The sequence below is a fragment of the Pseudoflavonifractor hominis genome (genome assembly GCF_014288125.1).
Lineage (GTDB): Bacteria > Bacillota > Clostridia > Oscillospirales > Oscillospiraceae > Pseudoflavonifractor_A > Pseudoflavonifractor_A gallinarum.
The window spans coordinates 1-19,418 of record NZ_JACOPR010000005.1 but is presented as its reverse complement, the minus strand read 5'-3'; the positions used below and the strand labels follow the sequence as shown (position 1 = coordinate 19,418).

The window sequence follows — 19,418 nt, the reverse complement described above, 5'->3', positions numbered from 1 at the left end:
ATGTCTGAGCCCATCAAAAACCGCTATGAATTCGTTATCCTCTTCGATGTAGAAAACGGCAACCCTAACGGCGATCCCGATGCCGGTAATATGCCCCGTGTGGACCCGGAAACTGGTCTGGGCATCGTGACCGATGTGTGTCTCAAGCGAAAAATCCGCAATTATGTGGAGACGGTGAAGGAGGATGCCACTGGTTACCGCATCTATGTAAAGGACGGTGTGCCCCTGAACCGCAGCGATGGAGAGGCTTACACCGAGTTGGATATCACGGAAAAAAATGTGAAGGAGAAAAAGAAGGCTGACCCCGATTTGGACCGGAAGATCCGAGATTGGATGTGCGCTAACTTCTATGATATCCGTACCTTTGGCGCAGTAATGACTACCTTCGTAAAAGCAGCCTTGAACTGCGGTCAGGTGCGCGGCCCGGTACAGCTGGGTTTTGCCCGCAGTGTGGAGCCCGTGGTACCTCAGGAAGTCACCATCACTCGTGTAGCCATTACCACAGAAGCTGATGCCGAGAAAAAAGGGACTGAAATGGGCCGGAAGTACATCGTCCCCTATGGTCTTTACCGCTGTGAGGGCTATATCTCCGCCAATCTGGCCCGTAAGACCACCGGTTTCTCCGAGGAGGACCTGTCTCTGCTATGGGATGCAATTCTCAATATGTTTGAGCATGATCACTCTGCTGCCCGTGGCAAGATGGCAGTGCGGGAACTGATCGTCTTTAAGCACGACAGCGAACTGGGCTGTGCTCCTGCCTGGAAGCTCTTTGATACGGTGACAGTTGCCCGCAAAATTCCGGATGACCCCTCCCCCGCCCGTTCCTATCAGGACTATACCGTCTCCGTGGATGAGGCTGCCCTGCCGGCCGGTATCACCTGTCAGCGCATGGGGTGATCTACACCGAGGAGGACTTCCTCCAGCTGTCCGGTTTGCAGCACTTTGCCTTCTGCCGACGCCAGTGGGCACTGATCCACGTTGAGCAGCAGTGGAGAGAAAATCTGCGCACGGTAGAGGGCGATTTGTTTCACCGCCGGGCCCATGATGAGCAGTCACGGGAGCGCCGAGGAGATATCCTCATCCTGCGCGGGTTGCCGGTGGCCTCCCCCACCCTAGGAATCTCTGGAAAGTGTGATGTGGTGGAGTTCCGCACAGATATTAGCGGGGTCCCTCTCCGCGGGGAAGAGGGCTTGTGGGTTCCCTTTCCTATAGAGTACAAGCGAGGCACACCCAAATCCCACCGGGCCGACGAACTACAGCTGTGCGCCCAGGCCATGTGCCTGGAGGAGATGCTCTGCTGTGCCGTTCCGGAAGGAGCCCTTTTCTATGGCGAAACCCGGCGGCGGACGTTAGTGCCCTTTTCCGCAGAGCTGCGGGAAGAAGTGCAGACGATGTTGGAAGAGATGCACCAGCTCTACCGTCGGGGACATACCCCTAAAGTACGGCGTTCCAAGTCCTGCAATGCCTGTTCCCTCCAGGAACTCTGCCTGCCCGCACTACTGAAGGGGAACGATGTGGACACCTATTTACGTCAGGCCATGGAGGTGGAACCATGAGACATCTGCTCAACACCTTGTTTGTGACCTCAGAGGACATCTACCTCTCTCTAGATGGGGAGAATGTGGTGGCCAGTCGGGAAAAGAGCCCTGTGGCCCGCTATCCCCTTCACACCCTGTCTGCCATTCTCACGTTTTCCTATCCCGGTGCTTCTCCCGCCCTAATGGGAGCCTGTGCCCAGCGCGGGATCTCCCTGTCCTTCTGTACGCCCCGGGGGAAATTCTTGGCCCGAGTCACCGGTGAAGCCAACGGGAATGTACTGCTACGCCGAACCCAGTACCGAGCGGCAGACGACCCAGCGCAGAGCTGCACTATCGCCCGATCAATGGTGTTCGGAAAGGTCCACAACGCCCGCTGGAGCATCGAACGCACCCGCCGGGACCACGGACTCCGGGTAGATGACCAGCGGCTCGGGGAGGTGTCCGGCCAGCTGAAAGCCATGCTGCCCCAACTTTTGCAGGTGACAGAGCTGGACAGCCTGCGCGGGCTGGAGGGGGCCGGGGCCACCGCCTATTTTGGTGTATTCGATCAACTGATCCTGGGGGACCGTTCTGTGTTTCGCTTTGAGACCCGTAGCCGCCGACCGCCTCTGGATCCGGTAAATGCCCTACTTTCCTTTGCCTACAGCCTGCTGTCCCATGACTGCACCTGGGCTTTGGAGAGTGTGGGACTGGACTCTTACGTGGGCTTTCTCCACCGCGACCGGCCGGGCCGCAGTTCCCTGGCACTGGATCTGATGGAAGAATTTCGCCCCTGTATCGCAGACCGTTTTGTTTTGACCTGCATCAACAACCGCGTCTTTCAGAAATCAGATTTTATCTATCACGAAAATGGTAGTGTACTGCTCAACGAGAGTGGACGACGTACTTTTCTCCAACGTTGGCAGGCGCGCAAAAAAGATAGCCTGACTCATCCTTTTCTGGGAGAGAAAGTGCCGTGGGGATTGGTGCCTTACCTTCAGGCACTTCTTTTGACTCGATATCTCAGATGTGACCTGAAGGCCTATCCACCCTTTTTGTGGAAGTGAGGATGCTATGCTGGTACTGATCACATACGATGTCAATACAGCAGATGCCGCCGGACGCAGGCGTCTGCGCCAAATTGCCAGGCAATGTGTCAACTATGGGCAGCGGGTCCAATGCTCGGTATTTGAATGCCTGCTGGATTCGGCCCAATGCAAACTGCTGCAGGCAAAGCTGCTTTCCATTATTGATCAGGAAAAAGACAGTCTGCGCTTTTATTATCTTGGGAAACAATATGAAAACAAAATTGAGCACTTTGGCTGTAAATCCTCTTATCTCCCGGAAGAGCCGTTGATTCTATAATGGTGCGAAGAGACAGCAGTCACATATTCCCCTGGAGGTTCGCACTGGAATAGAGCCCTTTCTTGCAGCGCGGAAGCAGTGTCGTCTGACAAAACTTACTCAGATACGCTAAATTTTATCTAAGTTCTATAAGTTTACAGGTGTGTATTTGTACATATCTGCTGTCGCTCCCCACACGGGGAGCGTGGATTGAAATTCGCTCTGGACAGGGAGCGCGCTGCCTCCAGACAGTCGCTCCCCACACGGGGAGCGTGGATTGAAATCTGACGCTCTTGAAGTGCAGGTTGCGGAAATCCTGTCGCTCCCCACACGGGGAGCGTGGATTGAAATATCTCCGGGAAATCCCGCAGGAGCTCGTCCCAGCGTCGCTCCCCACACGGGGAGCGTGGATTGAAATGCAGAGTCACATGCAGACCGCCGATTGATGCGGGTCGCTCCCCACACGGGGAGCGTGGATTGAAATATACATACGACGACGCACACATTCCCATCCACAGGGTCGCTCCCCACACGGGGAGCGTGGATTGAAATCGGTGAAGAGACATTGCAAAATTATTATGATACGTCGCTCCCCACACGGGGAGCGTGGATTGAAATATTTTGCTCCTAAGTTTAAAGAGGGGTGCAATAGTCGCTCCCCACACGGGGAGCGTGGATTGAAATTCTTTTGTTTACTTTTTATTTTAACAGGCTCTAGTCGCTCCCCACACGGGGAGCGTGGATTGAAATTTCTTGCTCTCCGCCCGGATGCGGCTCAGCTCCGGTCGCTCCCCACACGGGGAGCGTGGATTGAAATGTAACTCTTGCATTTTTTGAATCTTTCGGTGGAAGTCGCTCCCCACACGGGGAGCGTGGATTGAAATCAAGCTTATAAAATATAAGCAAAAACTCAGCCGCCGTCGCTCCCCACACGGGGAGCGTGGATTGAAATATATTTCCACCTTAAATAAAAAGCGGGGTATAAAACCGTCGCTCCCCACACGGGGAGCGTGGATTGAAATCAATAGGGAATTTAACTGTTCCGCCACCAGAAGCGTCGCTCCCCACACGGGGAGCGTGGATTGAAATAAATACGCTTTTAGTTTCTACTTCATCTGAATAGTCGCTCCCCACACGGGGAGCGTGGATTGAAATCTCTAAGAGTTCTGAGGACGAAGAGGACGAGGACGTCGCTCCCCACACGGGGAGCGTGGATTGAAATAACCGGGTATGCTATTATCTCTCTCGAATTGATGTCGCTCCCCACACGGGGAGCGTGGATTGAAATTACATCAAAAATCCATTATAGTCAATAGCCATAAGTCGCTCCCCACACGGGGAGCGTGGATTGAAATCCGCCAGGAGAGACCGCTTGACCAGGACATTTTTGGTCGCTCCCCACACGGGGAGCGTGGATTGAAATCCTGTCGAACTACTCCCACCAGAGCGCTATCATGGTCGCTCCCCACACGGGGAGCGTGGATTGAAATACTGTGCCCCGACTCACGTCCAGCTCAGCGGCCACGTCGCTCCCCACACGGGGAGCGTGGATTGAAATCCGCCTGACGCGTCATCTCCATGTCGGTCAGTTGTCGCTCCCCACACGGGGAGCGTGGATTGAAATAGTTTATACAGATGGAGCTTGTAAAGGAAATCCCGGTCGCTCCCCACACGGGGAGCGTGGATTGAAATTATCCCTCTAAGATATGCAGTATCAACAATAGTGTCGCTCCCCACACGGGGAGCGTGGATTGAAATTGAGTTTTAACAAGATTTGAACAATTGCAACAAGTCGCTCCCCACACGGGGAGCGTGGATTGAAATTGGACGAGACGCTGTGGCTCCTCTCGGCCATGCTGTCGCTCCCCACACGGGGAGCGTGGATTGAAATCACGCGGGTGGTGCGGTCCTGCCACGAGCGATACGGTCGCTCCCCACACGGGGAGCGTGGATTGAAATCGCTTTAACAAGAGCAAGAAGTGAAAATTTAGGGTCGCTCCCCACACGGGGAGCGTGGATTGAAATAAGATAGATCGCGCGCGCACGCGCGCGTGCGCGGTCGCTCCCCACACGGGGAGCGTGGATTGAAATTGGGTGAGACGGCGGATGGCCCATCGGAGGCAGCGTCGCTCCCCACACGGGGAGCGTGGATTGAAATATGCTCCTCGGCTTGCTATAATACAGGATCACTCCAGTCGCTCCCCACACGGGGAGCGTGGATTGAAATATGCTCCTCGGCTTGCTATAATACAGGATCACTCCAGTCGCTCCCCACACGGGGAGCGTGGATTGAAATAGGCCGTGTATAGGCTCGGAGAACTGCACCGTGTCGGTCGCTCCCCACACGGGGAGCGTGGATTGAAATATTTCTCCTCCAATTCCTGGACGATTGCCTCAAGTCGCTCCCCACACGGGGAGCGTGGATTGAAATACGATCACCAGGTTATTTGCGCCGCAGTCTCCGGGTCGCTCCCCACACGGGGAGCGTGGATTGAAATATAGAGAAGAATGCTGAGATCAGACATCATTCCGAGTCGCTCCCCACACGGGGAGCGTGGATTGAAATTTTCACCATCTGACGTGTTTACCGTCCAACCGCGGTCGCTCCCCACACGGGGAGCGTGGATTGAAATTCCGTCATGTCGAGGGCGGACGAACCGGCGTAGCTTGTCGCTCCCCACACGGGGAGCGTGGATTGAAATTGGAGCTGCGGCTTTGTGGCGATTACCGTAAAGGGGTCGCTCCCCACACGGGGAGCGTGGATTGAAATATCAAAGATGTATTCTGGGCGTAAAAGCCGTCACGTCGCTCCCCACACGGGGAGCGTGGATTGAAATACGCTCCAGCGGTTGGAGGAAATGGCATCCAACGTCGCTCCCCACACGGGGAGCGTGGATTGAAATCAAAAATATCGTGCTGGTCAAAAATACGGTTGAGGTCGCTCCCCACACGGGGAGCGTGGATTGAAATCAGAGCCGCCTGTACCGGGTCTGTCCGGAGCCCCCGTCGCTCCCCACACGGGGAGCGTGGATTGAAATACGCCCTTGGGCTTTCGCAGCACGCCGTCTTCCCGTCGCTCCCCACACGGGGAGCGTGGATTGAAATAACGACAATATGGCGACCATCACCACCGAGACCGGTCGCTCCCCACACGGGGAGCGTGGATTGAAATCAACAGCAGCAGAGAGGTAGGCGCAAGCCCCGGCGTCGCTCCCTACTCGGGGAGCGTGGATTGAAATAACTTGTGGCTACGGCAGCCCTCCCGAACCAACGTCGCTCCCCACTCGGGAAGCAGTGACACAAAGGCCCCCTGATGTAGTCTATTTTCCTACATCAGGGGGCCTTGTCATAGAAAGATGATTGACCACTATATCCACTTTTCCAATTATGAACGCGTTCCAGCTAAAAATGAAAGAGACAAATGGCTCATCTTTTACATCAAAACCTTTGTCACACTCCCAGCGCTTACTTCGCCGCGCCGGCCACACTTCCCTCTTCGGCCGCAGAGAGAAAGTCCAGCTGCTCCTTGCTGAGCTGGATCTTCAGGGTCCCCATTGCCTCTTCAAACTGGGCCATATTTGTGGTGGTGACCAGCGGAATGGCGGCCGGATCTTGGTGCATGAGCCAGTAGTAGACGATCTGAACCTTGCTGTACCCCGTCTCTCTGGCCACCCGATCCAGCGCCGCCAGACGTGCCTGGGCATCTGCTCCAACATACTGGGCCATAAAGGGCTTCTCCGGATTGACATAGGCGCCCTTCAGCAGAGGGCAGTAGGCCAGCAGTGTGATCCCCGTATCCCGGATATATTCCCGCAGGTCCTCCACCACATACTTCTGGCCGGGAAACACCGCGTCCTGTTTCGGGCGCAGATAGGAGTACCGCTGCTGGATGCAGCAGATCTGTGTCCAGTGGTTGGCCTGGCAGATCTGACGGGCGCGCTCCAGCCGCCAGGCGCTGAAGTTGCTGGCGCCGATGGCCCGCACCTTTCCCTCCCGCACCAGGGTATCCATGGCAGAAAGTGTCTCCTCCAGCGGTGTATTCTCATCGTCGGTATGGAGGTAATAGAGGTCCAGATAGTCGGTCTGGAGCCGTTGGAGGGATTTTTCACACTCCTCCCGGATCTGGCGGGCAGAGGTCCCGTAGGAGATGCCCGGGTATGCAAATCCCACCTTGCTGGCCAGGACGACCTGATCCCGGCATCCCCGCTCCTTGAGCCACGCTCCGATGATCTCTTCACTTCTCCCCGCGCGGCCCGTGCCGTCGATCTTGCGCCGTCCGTAGATGTTGGCCGTGTCCAACAGGTTGCCGCCCCGCTCCAGATAGGCATCCAGCTGTGCAAAGGCCTCCTCCTGTTCCAGCTTGGGGCCAAACATCATGCAGCCGTATCCCAGCTCGGTGACCTCGATCCCACTGTGTCCCAGCTCTACTCGCTTCATGGAACTCTCCTCCTCAGATCAGTGTGTTGTCTGCAAAACCGAACAGATGGTTCCAGGAGCGCTTATAGCTGTGCCCCCAGACCCAGGCATTCCCATACTGGGGATTCTTCCGCCGCTGGGCAAAGATCCCCTCGTAAATACCGTGCAGCTCGTCATAGCTGGTGATCTCAAAGATGCTCTTGATCCGGTCGTCATCGTTACTGCCCCGGCAGGGAATCACATTGCAGAATTCGCTCAGGGTGATGGATTCCGGCTCATTGAACTCCCGGAAGTATTCCTCCTTGTGGGCAATCAGCTCATCAATGTGGTAGAAGAACAGATCCCGGGAGGCATCCCGCAGATAGAGCGGGTCCATCGTCCCGGAGAGATAGTCCCCATTCCCCCCAGTCCCGTTGAAATAGGCGTAAATGGTGTGCAGTCCCAGGCCCAGCTCGTCGGCAAAGACCTTTGCCGCACGGACCTCGCCGATGTTGAACTGGTAGAGATGGTAGTTGATCATGGCATATCCATGGAACCCCCGCGCCCGGATGGCCTCCATGGTAGCGCGGATGTTGGCCTTGACCTTTTCAAAATCAAAGCCGTGGATGCGGTCATAGGAGCTCTGGCTGAATCCCGGCATGGAGAAAAGGATACCATACCAGTTTTCACAGGACTCCACCCGGGAGAAATCAATGGCCTTTCCCGCATTCGTGCTCATATCCAGCCGAATCCCGACCTCGTGCATATAGTTGAACAGATCGGGCAGATGGGGATTGAGGGAGGGCTCATACCAGTTGTAGATCCGGTAGATACAGTCCGGCGTGATGATGTTGTGGTCAAGCAGATGGCGGTGGAGCCGCTCAAACTCCGCCCGTGTCATGTAGTAGGGCGGCACCTCCCGGCTCGCGCCGCAGAGATTGGCCTGTCCCGTTTTGCAGTATTTACACATGGCGTTGCACTTGTTGGTCACATCCATGTAGATCTCGGTATAACGGCCGGGAACCACATTGTGATAGAGCTCCTCAAAGCGCTGTGGATTCCGATGATCGGTACGCTCCAGACACATAAATTCAGTCCACCCTTTCCTCTTTTGTCACCCTGCACGGAATGCCGCGGCAGGAAAACGCCTGGATCTCCCCGCCGAGCAGGGTCCGGTCCGACGTCAGGTTGTTGCAGTTTCCGGCCAGCACATCCCGCTCACCGGCAGCATCCGTGTCCCACCAGCCGATGGCCAGGGCAATGGTGCCGGCAGGCATACCCGGTCCGATGTGCACCCGCTGACAGGTCTCCCCGGTCGGTGTGGTGATCCGGGCCCAGTCCCCCTCGCGCAGTTCCTCCCGCGCGGCCACATCTTCACTCACATAGGCCACCGGGTCTGGCTGCCGGGTACGCTGTCCCGGCAGCTGCCGCCCCGCCGAGTGGAAAAAGAAGGGAGATTTGTAGTTCGTGCAGCGGTCGGGGTATGCCTCATCGGGCTCCGGGAGGGACCGATACCTGGGCACGCTTCCGCCGCTTCGCTCCTCCAGCTCCGGAAGGGCGAGGTGGATCGTTCCATCGGCCGTGGGGAATCCGCACTGCCGGTATCCCCGGGGTGCGGGCTGCCGCTTGGTCCCGTCCCCCTCCAGCCGTCCGGTGGTGCGGAGCTCTTCCAGCGTGACTCCGCTCCCCTCCAGCAGGAAGTTCCAGAACCCGTCCATGTCAGGCCAGAACGCATCCGCCAGTCCCAGCCGCTTTCCCATCTCGTTGATGATATCCATATCACTGCGGGCATCCGAGCCGGATACCAGCGCCGGGCGGTACTGGATACTCCCGTCCCCCTCAAAGAAGAGGTTTTCATACTCCAGATAAGTGGCCACTGGGAGCACCAGGTCGGCAATCTGCGCGGTGGGCGTGAGGAAGAAGTCCTGCACCATCAGAAAGTCCAGGGACTGCAACACCGACTGCGTGCGGCGGCTGTCCGCCCACATGACCACCGGGTCGCCGCCGACCACCCAGCCTGCCCGGAGTTTCCCTGCCTCGATCCCCTGGAGCATGGCCTGCCCGCTGGTCTGCCGGGCGGTGGGAAGCAGCGCACGGTCCCAGCCCCACATCCGTTCCCGCTGGGCGGCGGAAAAGCGGTCTGCGCAGGTCAGCCGGGGCGTCCGGATCGGGTTGCGGCCGGAAGGAGGCGCCGCATGGAGTGCCGCCCCCGGGACATCCACATTTCCGGTCAGCGCCAGCAGGATGGCCAGGCAGCGTCCCTTCTGATAGCTGTCCCAGTTGTGGTCCAGCGCATTCCCGCCAAAGAGGATGCCGGGCTTTGCACAGGCAAACCACTCGGCCCCCTGCCGGATCTGCGCGGGCGCAAGTCCCGTAAGGGCCGCGGTATATTCCAGCGTATAGGGCGCGCAGGCCTTGCGGATATCCTCCAGGCCGGTCGCCCACCGGCTGAGCAGGTCGGCATCCTCCCAGCCCTCCTCCAAAATGAGGCGCATCCACCCCAGGGCCAGCGCCATGTCCGTGCCGGGACGGATGGGCAGCCAGAGATCGGCCAGCTCGGTCATCCGGGTGGGCAGCGGATCCACCACCACCAGACGTCCCCCGGCCCGTTTCATCTCGGCAATATCCCGCTGCACCCAGCGCATGGTATTGCTGGGATTGGAGCCCCAGAGTACCACCGTCCGGGTCTCCGCCGTGATGCGCCGGTCCGCCGGAAAGCCGAAGGTGTCCACAAAGGACTGGGCTTGGGCCTGATGGCACATGTTCCCTGCACCCAGCCGGTTGGGTACCCCCAGCAGATTGGCCAGCCGGTCAAAGACCGCGCTCTGCAACGGCTTATTGAAGCCCTTGATGAAGAGCAGTCCCTCCGGTCCCATCTGATCCAGGGTCTTTTGAAGCTCCCGGGTCGCCAGGTCAAAGGCCTCGTCCCAGGAGATCTCCTCCCACTGGCCGCTCCCCCGCGGTCCGACCCGGCGCATGGGGTGTTTTACCCGCTGTGCATGGTTCATAAGCTCCAGGGCATGAAGCCCCGTGGGGCAGGAGATGGTTCCCTCCTCATGGGCCGGACGGATGGCCGCTGGCCGGCCGGCGGCATCCAGTGACACCGCCATATGGCACTCCCGGTCGCAGAAGCGGCAGGTCATCGTTTGTATCTGCATCTGTGTAACCTCCCAAACAGTCAGTTTTTGATTCCTGTTCCGGCAATTCCGGCAATAAAATAGCGTTGGAAAAAGACATACACCAAAAAGGGCGGCAGGAAATTCATCAGCGCCCCGGCCATGGTGATGCCATAGTTGATGGTGTGGGTCCCCTGGATGGAGGCAAGTCCCACCGGGAGGGTCCGTGTGGCGTCGGTATTGGAGATGATCAGAGGCCAGAGGAAGCTGTTCCAGCTCCGGGCAAAATAGAGAATGGCCACCGTGATCAGGATGGGCCGGATGACCGGCAGGACAATGTTCCAGTAGATCCGGAAATCCCGGCAGCCATCCACCCGGGCGCTCTCAAAGAGCTCCTTGGGCAGGGCCAGGATAGCCTGCCGGATCAGGAGCAGTCCCAGCATGGAGGGAATGGGGGCGATCAGCGGGAAAAAGTTGTCGATCATTTTCAGCTTCCCCATCATCAGCCAGAGGGGAACCACCGTGGCGGTGAACGGGATGGCCATCGAAATCATGAGGAAGTTCATGAGTCCCCGGCTTCCCCGGAAATGCTTTTTGGCAAAGGCAAAGGCGCCCAGACTGCACACCGCCAGGGTCAGCAGTACACCGGCTAAGGAGATCACGATGCTGTTGCGCACCCAGAGGGAAAAGCCACTCACGGCAAAGGTCTTTCGGAAGTTGTCCAGCGTGTAATCCGCCGGATTGAAGCTGATCAGATAGGGTGAATAGGTCTCCTGAAGGGAGCAGACCAGCATATACGCAAAGGGGAGCAGCATCAAGAGTGCAAGGGATACAAAAAACACATACCCCAGTGCACTCAGCACCTTGGAATATCCTTTTTTCATGTCTCTCCCCCCTTAATACAGTATATTTTCTTTCCGGCCAGCCAGTCTGCGCTGCACGATGGTGAGCACAGCGATCACCAGGATCAGCACATTGCCGATGGCCATGGCGAAGCCGATCTTGGAGTATTTGAAGCTGTACAGATAGAGGTAGACCATTGCCGTCATGGTCGTGGAGCGTCCCGGTCCACCTCCCGTCATGGTGTACACCAGATCAAAACTCTGGAAGGCCGAGATGCTCCCCAGCAGGATGACCAGCAGGGTCATGGGCCGCATCAGCGGGAAGGTAATCTTCCAGAAGATCTGAAACTGGCTGGCCCCGTCGATCTTGGCCGCCTCATAGTAGCTGTGGGGAATATCCAACAGGGCCGCCAGATAGATGACCATATAGTAGCCCGACCCAATCAGGATCTCGATCACGATCAGAGTGGGAAAGGCGGCCTTCTCACTGCCCAGCAGTAGGGAGGGATTGAGCCCGAAAAGAGAAAAGAGCGTGTTCAGCGGAGAACTGGGATTGTTGAGCAGGATACGGCAGACAATGCCCACAATGCTCACAGAGGCCAGGCTTGGAATAAACATGGCCCACCGCACAAACTGCGTGGCGGGGTTTTTCCCCTTCCGGTCGATCCAGGATGCCGTCAAAAAGGCCAGGATGGTCTGTCCCGGTACCACCGTAATAACAAAAATCAGCGTATTGATGAGGGACTGACGGAAAATGCGGTCCTCAAACAGCGCTTTATAGTTTTCCACTCCATTAAAGTGAGGGGTAGAAAGGGCGTTATACTGCGTGAAGCTCAGCACCACCGAGATCAGGATGGGAATGATCCAGAAAAAGATCACAATGGCAAGCATGGGCAGGATGTAGAGGTAGGAGCTCCAGTCCTGTTTCTTCCGACGGGGATATGCCAACTCCTTTGACATAACTGCACCACCTTAATCAGGAATTCCAAAGAGATGATTCATGGAGAGTTTATAGCTGTGGGCCCAGAGATGGATCTGCCGGTAAATGGGATCGTTGCCCCGCTTTGCGGCCAGACTGTCGTAGACCGCTTTGACCTCCTCATAGCTGTGGAGATCAAAGATGCTGCACACCTTCGACTCATCGTTACAGCCACGGCCCGGGATGACATTACAGAATTCACTCAGGGTGATGGATTCCGGCTCCACAAACTGTTCCAGGTACTTCTCTGCATGCTTCTCCAGCTCATAGAGATGCCCGAAGAAAATCTCCCGGGTGGCGTCTTTCATCTCCTCGGCACTCAGCGTACCGCGCAGGTAGGGCTCAAATTCTCCCGAACCGTTGAAGTAGGCGAAAATGGAGTGGAGACGCAGTCCGACCGAATCGGCAAACGCTTTGGCGCCATAGATCTCCCCAAGGTTGAACTGATAGAGGTGGAAATTGATATACGCATCTCCCTTGAAGCCTCTCCGGCGGAGCTCTTTCATGGTGGTGCGGATGTTCTGCTTTACCTGCTCAAAATCAAACCCGTGAATGCGGTCGTAGGAACTCTGGCTGAAGCCCGGCATAGAGAAAAGGATGCTCTCCATATGCCCACAGTCCCCCAGTCCAGAGAAATCCATACAGCGCCCGGCATTGGTGCTCATGTCCACCCGCAGCCCATGCTCCCGCATGTAATTGAGAATCCCCGCAAGATGGGGGTTCAGAGTGGGCTCATACCAGTTGTAGATGTGGAACAGCGCATCCGGCGTCATGATCTGATGGTCCAGCATATGCCGGGCCAGACGGTCAAAGGTAGGGACATCCATGTAGTAGGCCGGAAACCGGCTGCTGTATCCAGTCCGGTTGGCCTGACCGGTCAGGCAATATTTGCACCGGGCATTGCATTTGTTCAGGATATCCATGTAGATTTCAGGATACATTGAGAAAACCGCCTTTCCAAAAAAACAGGCAAAGCAGGCGTCCGCCTTGCTTTGCCTGTTTTTTAATCTGTTTGTCAGAAATCCCAGCCGATCAGTTGGCCGGAGCAGCGTAATCCAGGCTGTTGGCGAATTCCGCCACCTCGTTCATGGCGTCCTCGGGGCTGACGTTTCCGTTCATCATCTCCTGCAGGGTCTTCCACAGGAAGTCATAGACCTCGGTGGCACGGCGGGCGGCCTTGATGGGCCGGATGGAGGTATCCAGGCTGGCCGCCAGGGCCTCCTTGGTCACCTCATAGCCGTGATCCTCCTCGCCCACGGTGGAGGGCGCGCTTCCGGTCAGCTCGCGGTACTTGGCGCCTCCCTCGGGGCCCGTCATGTACTTGACCAGCTCCCAGCCCAGCTCCTTGTCCTCACAGGCGGACATGAGCACGATCTGGTCTACACTGGCACGGGCGCCCATATCGCCGTTGGGGCCCTGGAGGTCATAGGTAAAGCCGTACTCGAAGTCCCCGTCAGCCAGCTTGTTGAAGGTGCTCTCCGAAGTGCCCACGAAGGCCAGGGCCGCATTTCCGGGCACAAAGTAGTTGTCAAAGGCCTCGTTGTTGATGAGGGACATGGTGTCCTCAGGGAGGGCATTGTAGGTATTCTTCAGATCATAGAGCAGCTGCGCGGCCGCAATTCCCTGCTCGCTGTTGATGATGCACTTGCCCTCGTCGTCAAAGATGTCGCCGCCGGCCTGCCAAATGAAGTTATACCAGTTCCAGTTCAGGTCCTGATAGAAGGTCTGGCCCCAGCCCTGGGCCACACCGTACTGGTCAATCTTTCCGTCGCCATCGGTGTCCTGGGTGGCCTTCTGGGCAATGCGGATCACATCATCCCAGGTCTTGGGGGCCTCTTCCCCGATGGAGTCCAGAATGGTCTTGTTGTAGACCAGGCCGCTGACCGCCTGGGGACCGCTCTGGGCGATACCATAGAACTTGCCGAAGATCTTGTATTTGTCCGTCAGAGTCGTATAGGTGGCATAATCCTCTTCCGTCAGGTAGTTGCTCAGATCCTCCACCGCGCCGGCATCGATATAGGTGGGGAACATCTCAACATACATATAGCCCACGTCCGGCCCGGTCCCTGTGGAAATACCGGAGCTGTACTTGGCCTCATAGTCTTTCCAGGAGATAAACTGGAAGGTAACGTCCACGTTGTGCTCCTCCTCAAAGGGAGCCACAACCTCATCCCAGATCTCCGCATCGTTGCCATCGGTTGCCTTGGCCGGCAGCCAAACTTCCAACACCTTCGTGCTCTCTCCCTCCGAGCCCCCCTGTGTGGGTGCCGCAGAAGGATCGCTCCCGGCGCTCTGTCCGCCACAGGCGGCCATTGAGAGCGTCAACACCGTGGCAAGGCCAGTGGTACCAATTCTTTTACCCCAGATGTGTGCCATGAAAAACTCCTCTTTCTTTCTAAAGTTGCAAGGAAATCCATAAGTTAAGATAGCAGACTTAGAATGAAAACTCAAATTGCAATAACGAATAAATCACTGGCACAAATATAGAAAAATTTAATTTTTATACACTTTCTATCCAGTTCCATTTTGATTCTGCCATCCTCTTCCTTCCTGCTTCCCACCACACTTTTCTATCGAAAATTCAGATATGTTTTGTGCCATTTTAGTATTATTATTGTACTTTTAAAATTTTTGTGTCCTCCACCTACGTACACATGTCCAAATTCATATAATGACCCAACATGCAAAACGGATGAGATATTTGAATTGCCCGCGCTTGCGTTTTCCTCCCTTACGTCTTCCCTTTCCGTGTAAAAAGAAAAAATTGACACCTGATATGATGCCAATTTGCCCCCTTCCCTACTCCCCTATCCAGTCCTATAAGGGAAAATATGGCGGCCTATATATGCGCTCAGATTTAAACAAAAGCAAGAGTCAAATGCACATAGATTATGTGTTCTCTTTTGCTTCCTTACTCTTTGTGTTTTTTGTGCTTTTTTAGATAGCCTATTGTATTTTCATAAAACAAGGTGTACAATATCTAATCGAATAAATACAGGGGAGCTTGTGTTTGCAGGCTGAGAGGAAGTAACCGAACTTCGACCCTATAACCTGATGCGGATAATGCCGCCGTAGGAAGTCATACACAAGGATTTTTTACAGGAGGCATCCGAAAGGGTTGTCTCCTGTTTTTATTTTACAATTAAAAAAAGCGGGGAGCTTGTATGACAGGCTGAGAGGAAGGTGCAACCTTCGACCCATAAACCTGATTTGGATAATGCCAACGTAGGGATTTTTGTGAGTGTTGCGGGAAACGTCCAAATCGGAGGTTTCCCGTATTTTATTTTGGAGGTGCAATCGTGGTAAAGGTAAATGGCACGGAACTTGATGTTGCAGGAAAGACAGTGTCGGAGTATCTGGCAACAACCGCCTATGATCCCAAACGAATCGCAGTTGAACAAAATGGCGACATCGTATTTAAGTCTCAGTACGATGATACCATTCTTAAAGATGGCGATCGTTTGGAGATCGTCAGCTTTGTGGGAGGTGGTTGATTGATACCGTCTAAAAAAGAATGGACGGACGCTTTGATTGCCCGCCACGGAGCCACACTTTATAAACAGTTTTCTTCCGCAACTGTTGCAATTTGCGGCCTTGGCGGTCTTGGATCAAATATCGCCGTCGCTTTGGCAAGAGTTGGAATCGGTAAACTGCTGCTGATTGATTTTGACCGTGTAGACATAACCAATCTGCACCGACAGCAATACAAGGCAAATCAAATCGGATCCTACAAGGCAGATGCTCTTGTGGAAAATCTGTTAGAGATTGCCCCCTATACGGAACTCCAAGCTGTAACAGCAAAGATCACAGAGGAAAATTTCGCGCGTCTGCTAAAAGACGCGGATATTGTATGTGAAGCATTTGACGATGCAGAGTGCAAGGCAATGATTGTAAACGGCGTTTTAGAGCAATTACCCCAGTGCTATTTGGTTGCAGCTTCCGGCATGGCTGGTATAGATACGCCCAATACCATTAAAACAAGAAAAGTTACGAAACGATTTTACCTATGCGGTGATGAAGTCAGCGATGTGGCAAATACCATTGGACTGGTGGCCCCTCGTGTTATGCTTTGCGCCGCACATCAGGCTCATACCGTCCTGCGTATCCTCGCAGGCAAATATGAAGTATAAGAAAGAAGGAGTTATTATGGTTAACAACGATAAGCTCGTCATTGGCGGTCACGAATTTAATTCACGTTTTATTTTGGGTTCCGGTAAGTATTCCATGAAGCTCATTGAAGCTGCAATCAAAGATGCCGGTGCAGAAATCATCACGCTTGCTGTTCGCCGTGCAAACACCAAGGAGCATGAAAACATTTTGGACTACATCCCAGAAGGCATCACCCTGCTGCCCAACACCTCCGGTGCAAGAAACGCAGAGGAAGCTGTCCGTATTGCCCGTCTTGCGAGAGAACTTGGCTGCGGTAATTTTGTGAAGGTAGAGATCATGCGTGATACCAAGTATTTGCTGCCCGACAACCAGGAAACCATTAAGGCTACTGAGATTCTTGCAAACGAAGGCTTTGTTGTCATGCCTTATATGTATCCTGATCTGAACGCTGCCCGTGATATGGCGAATGCAGGCGCGGCTACCATTATGCCTCTGGCTTCGCCCATCGGCTCTAACAAGGGTTTGGCAACCAGAGAATTCATTCAGATTCTCATTGATGAGATTGATCTGCCTATTATCGTGGACGCTGGCATTGGTAGACCTTCGCAGGCTTGTGAAGCCATGGAAATGGGTGCGGCTGCTATTATGGCGAACACCGCCCTTGCAACTGCCGGAGATCTGCCGCTGATGGCATCTGCTTTCCGTCAGGCTATCGAAGCAGGCAGAAAGGCATATCTGTCCGGTCTGGGCCGTGTGCTGACCCGAGGTGCTTCTGCTTCCGATCCTCTGACCGGCTTCCTGCGTGATTAAGGAGAAGGAGAACGACTATGGAAAATCAATTTTTTGTAGATTCTGAGTATCTGTCACCGGCTGCTCTGGAGAAAAAACACAAACTGGAAACAGACCCGTCCAGTCGTAAAAATCACATGGAATATTTGCCGGGTATGGAGATCATCGAATCTGATGTTTGCCAGCAGGTTATGTACCAGATGAACTCCTTTGATTATTCCGTCTATACTGCTCGTGATGTTCGTGCTGCCCTCGACCATGAGACTTGCTCTGTCGAGGACTTCAAGGCACTCTTATCTCCTGCCGCGGAACCTTTTCTGGAAGAAATGGCACAGAAAGCCCGCATGGAGACAAGCAAGCACTTTGGCAATACTGTTTACTTATTTACCCCTCTGTACATTGCCAATTACTGCGAAAACTACTGCGTTTACTGCGGCTTCAACTGTTACAACCATATCAACCGCATGAAACTGACTATGGAGCAGATCGAGCATGAAATGAAAGTGATTGCTGACTCCGGTATGGAAGAAATCCTAATCCTTACTGGCGAGAGCCGTGCACAAAGCGATGTGCAGTATATTGGGGAAGCTGTCAAGCTGGCTCGAAAGTATTTCCGCATGGTTGGTCTGGAGATCTACCCCGTGAACACCGATGAATACAAGTATCTCCACGAGTGCGGTGCTGATTATGTAACCGTGTTCCAAGAGACCTACGATGCCGACAAATACGAAACACTCCATTTGTTTGGGCACAAGCGTGTATGGCCGTATCGTTTTGATGCCCAGGAGCGAGCACTCCGTGGTGGTATGCGTGGTGTCGCGTTCTCTGCACTTCTTGGCTTGTCCGATTTCAGAAAGGATGCTCTGGCAAGTGCACTTCATGTGTACTATCTGCAACGCAAATATCCCCATGCAGAAATGTCCCTGTCCTGCCCGAGACTGCGCCCGATCATCAACAACGACAAGATCAATCCTCTTGATGTAGGCGAAAAGCAGTTGTGTCAAATCCTTTGTGCTTACCGTATCTTCCTTCCATTTGTGGGAATTACCGTCTCTTCGCGTGAGAGTGCAGAGTTCAGAAACGGTATTGTAAAAATTGCTGCAACCAAGATTTCCGCTGGCGTTTCTACCGGCATTGGAGACCACGAAAGCAAGTACACCGGCAAAGAAGATGATGCCGTTAAGGGTGATGAGCAGTTTGAGATTGACGATGACCGCAGCTTTGAAACCATGTACAAGGATATGTCGGGTGAAGGTTTACAGCCAGTGCTGAATGATTATGTATATGTCTGATATTCTGTGTGTCACCAACCGAAAACTGTGCCGGGAAGACTTTCTCACAAGGGTCGAACGGATTGCAGCCTGCCATCCTGCAGGAATCATCCTCCGTGAGAAAGATATGTCACCGGAAGAATACGAGACATTGGCAGCGGCGGTCATGGAGATCTGCGGTCAATATGATGTGAAGTGTATCCTGCATAGCTTTTCTGCCGTTGCTCTGTCTCTTCGTGCAGCTGCTATCCATCTGCCGCTGCATCTTCTAAGGGAGCTTTCACAGGAGCAAAAAGCCCATTTCGACGTCTTAGGAGCATCTTGTCATAGTGTGGATGATGCTTTGGAAGCACAGGCTTTCGGCTGCACGTACATTACTGCCGGCCATGTGTTTGAGACAGACTGTAAAAAAGGTCTGCCTGGCAGAGGATTAGAATTCCTGCGGAATGTGTGTGCTGCCGTAGATATTCCTGTGTATGGAATCGGTGGAATCTATCCCTATAACATTGCTTTGGTGCGCAGCGCAGGAGCCAGCGGAGCTTGCTTAATGAGCAGCTTGATGGCAACCGAGGATGTAACAGGGCTTATGAAAGCCATGGAGAGCTAAATGAAATTCAATGAGAAAATGTTACTGCTATACGTCGTAACTAGGTGTTGAGGGTGCGCCTGTGGCAGAGATTCGTAAGCGTGTCCCCTCCAACTTGGTCATTGGCGCTGCTTGCAAAACTGTGGAACAGGCAAAGGTTCTAGTCGAATTATGATTCAAGGTATAATTTTCGATTTTGATGGAACGCTGTTCGATCTCATGTTTATATGGGATGTTGCTGGCAAAGTAGATATGCGCTCCATCGGAAAGGTGCCAGAAGCCGATCTATAGAAAATCCTAAAGCCATTGAGCCCGCTTCCATTTGCGAAGTACATTCGTGAGAAATATCAGAGACTTCTTCAAATTATGTGTAAACCTCCTGAGTGGTGTAAAATAGAAGCATCACACAGGAGGTTATACATATGGCCAGAAAGAATCGCACGCCGGAAGAAAAAGCCCGGCGGGAGAA

16 protein-coding genes, 1 CRISPR repeat array and 2 riboswitches are annotated in these 19,418 nt (G+C 54.3%); of the genes, 9 read left to right on the top strand and 7 right to left on the bottom strand.

The window, feature by feature from the left end; genetic code table 11:
• Genes cas7c through cas2 form a run of 4 tightly spaced genes read left to right on the top strand, consistent with a single transcriptional unit; the run spans position 1 to position 2,882 of the window.
• Positions 1-897, top strand: coding sequence for a type I-C CRISPR-associated protein Cas7/Csd2 (cas7c, locus tag H8S34_RS09080; RefSeq protein ID WP_101693222.1), 897 nt, complete (start codon positions 1-3; stop codon positions 895-897).
• A complete protein-coding gene (cas4, locus tag H8S34_RS09075; RefSeq protein WP_186963779.1) occupies positions 894-1,556 on the top strand; it encodes a CRISPR-associated protein Cas4 in 663 nt (220 codons plus the stop codon). Before cas7c ends, cas4 begins: the two co-directional genes overlap by 4 nt.
• Positions 1,553-2,584, top strand: a complete 1,032-nt coding sequence (cas1c, locus tag H8S34_RS09070; RefSeq protein WP_186963778.1) for a type I-C CRISPR-associated endonuclease Cas1c — start codon at positions 1,553-1,555, stop codon at positions 2,582-2,584. The genes cas4 and cas1c overlap by 4 nt, the downstream gene beginning before the upstream one ends.
• Positions 2,585-2,591: 7 nt before the next feature.
• Positions 2,592-2,882, top strand: coding sequence for a CRISPR-associated endonuclease Cas2 (cas2, locus tag H8S34_RS09065; RefSeq protein ID WP_101693225.1), 291 nt, complete (start codon positions 2,592-2,594; stop codon positions 2,880-2,882).
• Positions 2,883-3,045: 163 nt separating this feature from the next.
• A CRISPR array of direct repeats spans positions 3,046-6,100; the repeat unit is 33 nt; unit sequence GTCGCTCCCCACACGGGGAGCGTGGATTGAAAT.
• A 226-nt stretch (positions 6,101-6,326) separates the two neighbouring features.
• Here the strand turns inward: cas2 and H8S34_RS09060 are convergent.
• The 7 genes from H8S34_RS09060 to H8S34_RS09030 form a co-directional block, all read right to left on the bottom strand.
• A complete protein-coding gene (locus H8S34_RS09060) occupies positions 6,327-7,298 on the bottom strand; it encodes an aldo/keto reductase (RefSeq protein WP_101693226.1) in 972 nt (323 codons plus the stop codon).
• A 13-nt stretch (positions 7,299-7,311) separates the two neighbouring features.
• Positions 7,312-8,343, bottom strand: a complete 1,032-nt coding sequence (locus H8S34_RS09055; protein ID WP_101693227.1) for a radical SAM protein — start codon at positions 8,341-8,343, stop codon at positions 7,312-7,314.
• A gap of 4 nt (positions 8,344-8,347) precedes the next feature.
• A complete protein-coding gene (locus H8S34_RS09050; protein ID WP_186963777.1) occupies positions 8,348-10,414 on the bottom strand; it encodes a molybdopterin-containing oxidoreductase family protein in 2,067 nt (688 codons plus the stop codon).
• Between the two features lie 20 nt (positions 10,415-10,434).
• Positions 10,435-11,256 carry a carbohydrate ABC transporter permease gene (locus tag H8S34_RS09045; protein WP_101693229.1) on the bottom strand — a complete coding sequence of 274 codons (822 nt, stop codon included), beginning with the start codon at positions 11,254-11,256 and terminating at the stop codon, positions 10,435-10,437.
• Positions 11,257-11,268: 12 nt separating this feature from the next.
• Positions 11,269-12,174, bottom strand: coding sequence for a carbohydrate ABC transporter permease (locus tag H8S34_RS09040; protein ID WP_101693230.1), 906 nt, complete (start codon positions 12,172-12,174; stop codon positions 11,269-11,271).
• A gap of 12 nt (positions 12,175-12,186) precedes the next feature.
• On the bottom strand, positions 12,187-13,134 hold the full coding sequence (locus tag H8S34_RS09035; protein ID WP_186963776.1) for a radical SAM protein: 948 nt from the start codon (positions 13,132-13,134) through the stop codon (positions 12,187-12,189).
• A 91-nt stretch (positions 13,135-13,225) separates the two neighbouring features.
• Positions 13,226-14,569, bottom strand: coding sequence for an ABC transporter substrate-binding protein (locus H8S34_RS09030; protein ID WP_101693232.1), 1,344 nt, complete (start codon positions 14,567-14,569; stop codon positions 13,226-13,228).
• A 610-nt stretch (positions 14,570-15,179) separates the two neighbouring features.
• Positions 15,180-15,288, top strand: a riboswitch (TPP riboswitch).
• 47 nt (positions 15,289-15,335) lie between these two features.
• Positions 15,336-15,442: riboswitch (TPP riboswitch) on the top strand.
• A 50-nt stretch (positions 15,443-15,492) separates the two neighbouring features.
• Between H8S34_RS09030 and thiS the strand changes: the two genes are divergently transcribed.
• From thiS to H8S34_RS09005, 5 genes are read left to right on the top strand one after another with little or no spacing between them, the layout of a single operon-like run.
• Positions 15,493-15,687 carry a sulfur carrier protein ThiS gene (gene thiS, locus H8S34_RS09025; protein ID WP_101693233.1) on the top strand — a complete coding sequence of 65 codons (195 nt, stop codon included), beginning with the start codon at positions 15,493-15,495 and terminating at the stop codon, positions 15,685-15,687.
• On the top strand, positions 15,688-16,323 hold the full coding sequence (gene thiF / locus H8S34_RS09020) for a thiamine biosynthesis protein ThiF (RefSeq protein ID WP_186963775.1): 636 nt from the start codon (positions 15,688-15,690) through the stop codon (positions 16,321-16,323).
• A gap of 16 nt (positions 16,324-16,339) precedes the next feature.
• On the top strand, positions 16,340-17,113 hold the full coding sequence (locus tag H8S34_RS09015; RefSeq protein WP_101693235.1) for a thiazole synthase: 774 nt from the start codon (positions 16,340-16,342) through the stop codon (positions 17,111-17,113).
• Positions 17,114-17,130: 17 nt separating this feature from the next.
• Complete coding sequence (gene thiH, locus H8S34_RS09010; RefSeq protein ID WP_101693236.1) at positions 17,131-18,384, top strand: 2-iminoacetate synthase ThiH; 1,254 nt, start codon at positions 17,131-17,133, stop codon at positions 18,382-18,384.
• Complete coding sequence (locus tag H8S34_RS09005) at positions 18,377-18,970, top strand: thiamine phosphate synthase (protein ID WP_186963774.1); 594 nt, start codon at positions 18,377-18,379, stop codon at positions 18,968-18,970. The genes thiH and H8S34_RS09005 overlap by 8 nt, the downstream gene beginning before the upstream one ends.
• The last annotated feature ends 448 nt before the right edge of the window (positions 18,971-19,418 follow it).

Bases quoted from the DNA above. Each gene is read 5' to 3' on its own strand.
- cas7c (WP_101693222.1), top strand. From the start codon at position 1: ATGTCTGAGCCCATCAAAAACCGCTATGAATTCGTTATCCTCTTCGAT.
- cas1c (WP_186963778.1), top strand. From the start codon at position 1,553: ATGAGACATCTGCTCAACACCTTGTTTGTGACCTCAGAGGACATCTAC.
- cas2 (WP_101693225.1), top strand. From the start codon at position 2,592: ATGCTGGTACTGATCACATACGATGTCAATACAGCAGATGCCGCCGGA.
- H8S34_RS09060 (WP_101693226.1), bottom strand. From the start codon at position 7,298: ATGAAGCGAGTAGAGCTGGGACACAGTGGGATCGAGGTCACCGAGCTG.
- H8S34_RS09055 (WP_101693227.1), bottom strand. From the start codon at position 8,343: ATGTGTCTGGAGCGTACCGATCATCGGAATCCACAGCGCTTTGAGGAG.
- H8S34_RS09050 (WP_186963777.1), bottom strand. From the start codon at position 10,414: ATGCAGATACAAACGATGACCTGCCGCTTCTGCGACCGGGAGTGCCAT.
- H8S34_RS09045 (WP_101693229.1), bottom strand. From the start codon at position 11,256: ATGAAAAAAGGATATTCCAAGGTGCTGAGTGCACTGGGGTATGTGTTT.
- H8S34_RS09040 (WP_101693230.1), bottom strand. From the start codon at position 12,174: ATGTCAAAGGAGTTGGCATATCCCCGTCGGAAGAAACAGGACTGGAGC.
- H8S34_RS09035 (WP_186963776.1), bottom strand. From the start codon at position 13,134: ATGTATCCTGAAATCTACATGGATATCCTGAACAAATGCAATGCCCGG.
- H8S34_RS09030 (WP_101693232.1), bottom strand. From the start codon at position 14,569: ATGGCACACATCTGGGGTAAAAGAATTGGTACCACTGGCCTTGCCACG.
- H8S34_RS09015 (WP_101693235.1), top strand. From the start codon at position 16,340: ATGGTTAACAACGATAAGCTCGTCATTGGCGGTCACGAATTTAATTCA.
- thiH (WP_101693236.1), top strand. From the start codon at position 17,131: ATGGAAAATCAATTTTTTGTAGATTCTGAGTATCTGTCACCGGCTGCT.
- H8S34_RS09005 (WP_186963774.1), top strand. From the start codon at position 18,377: ATGTCTGATATTCTGTGTGTCACCAACCGAAAACTGTGCCGGGAAGAC.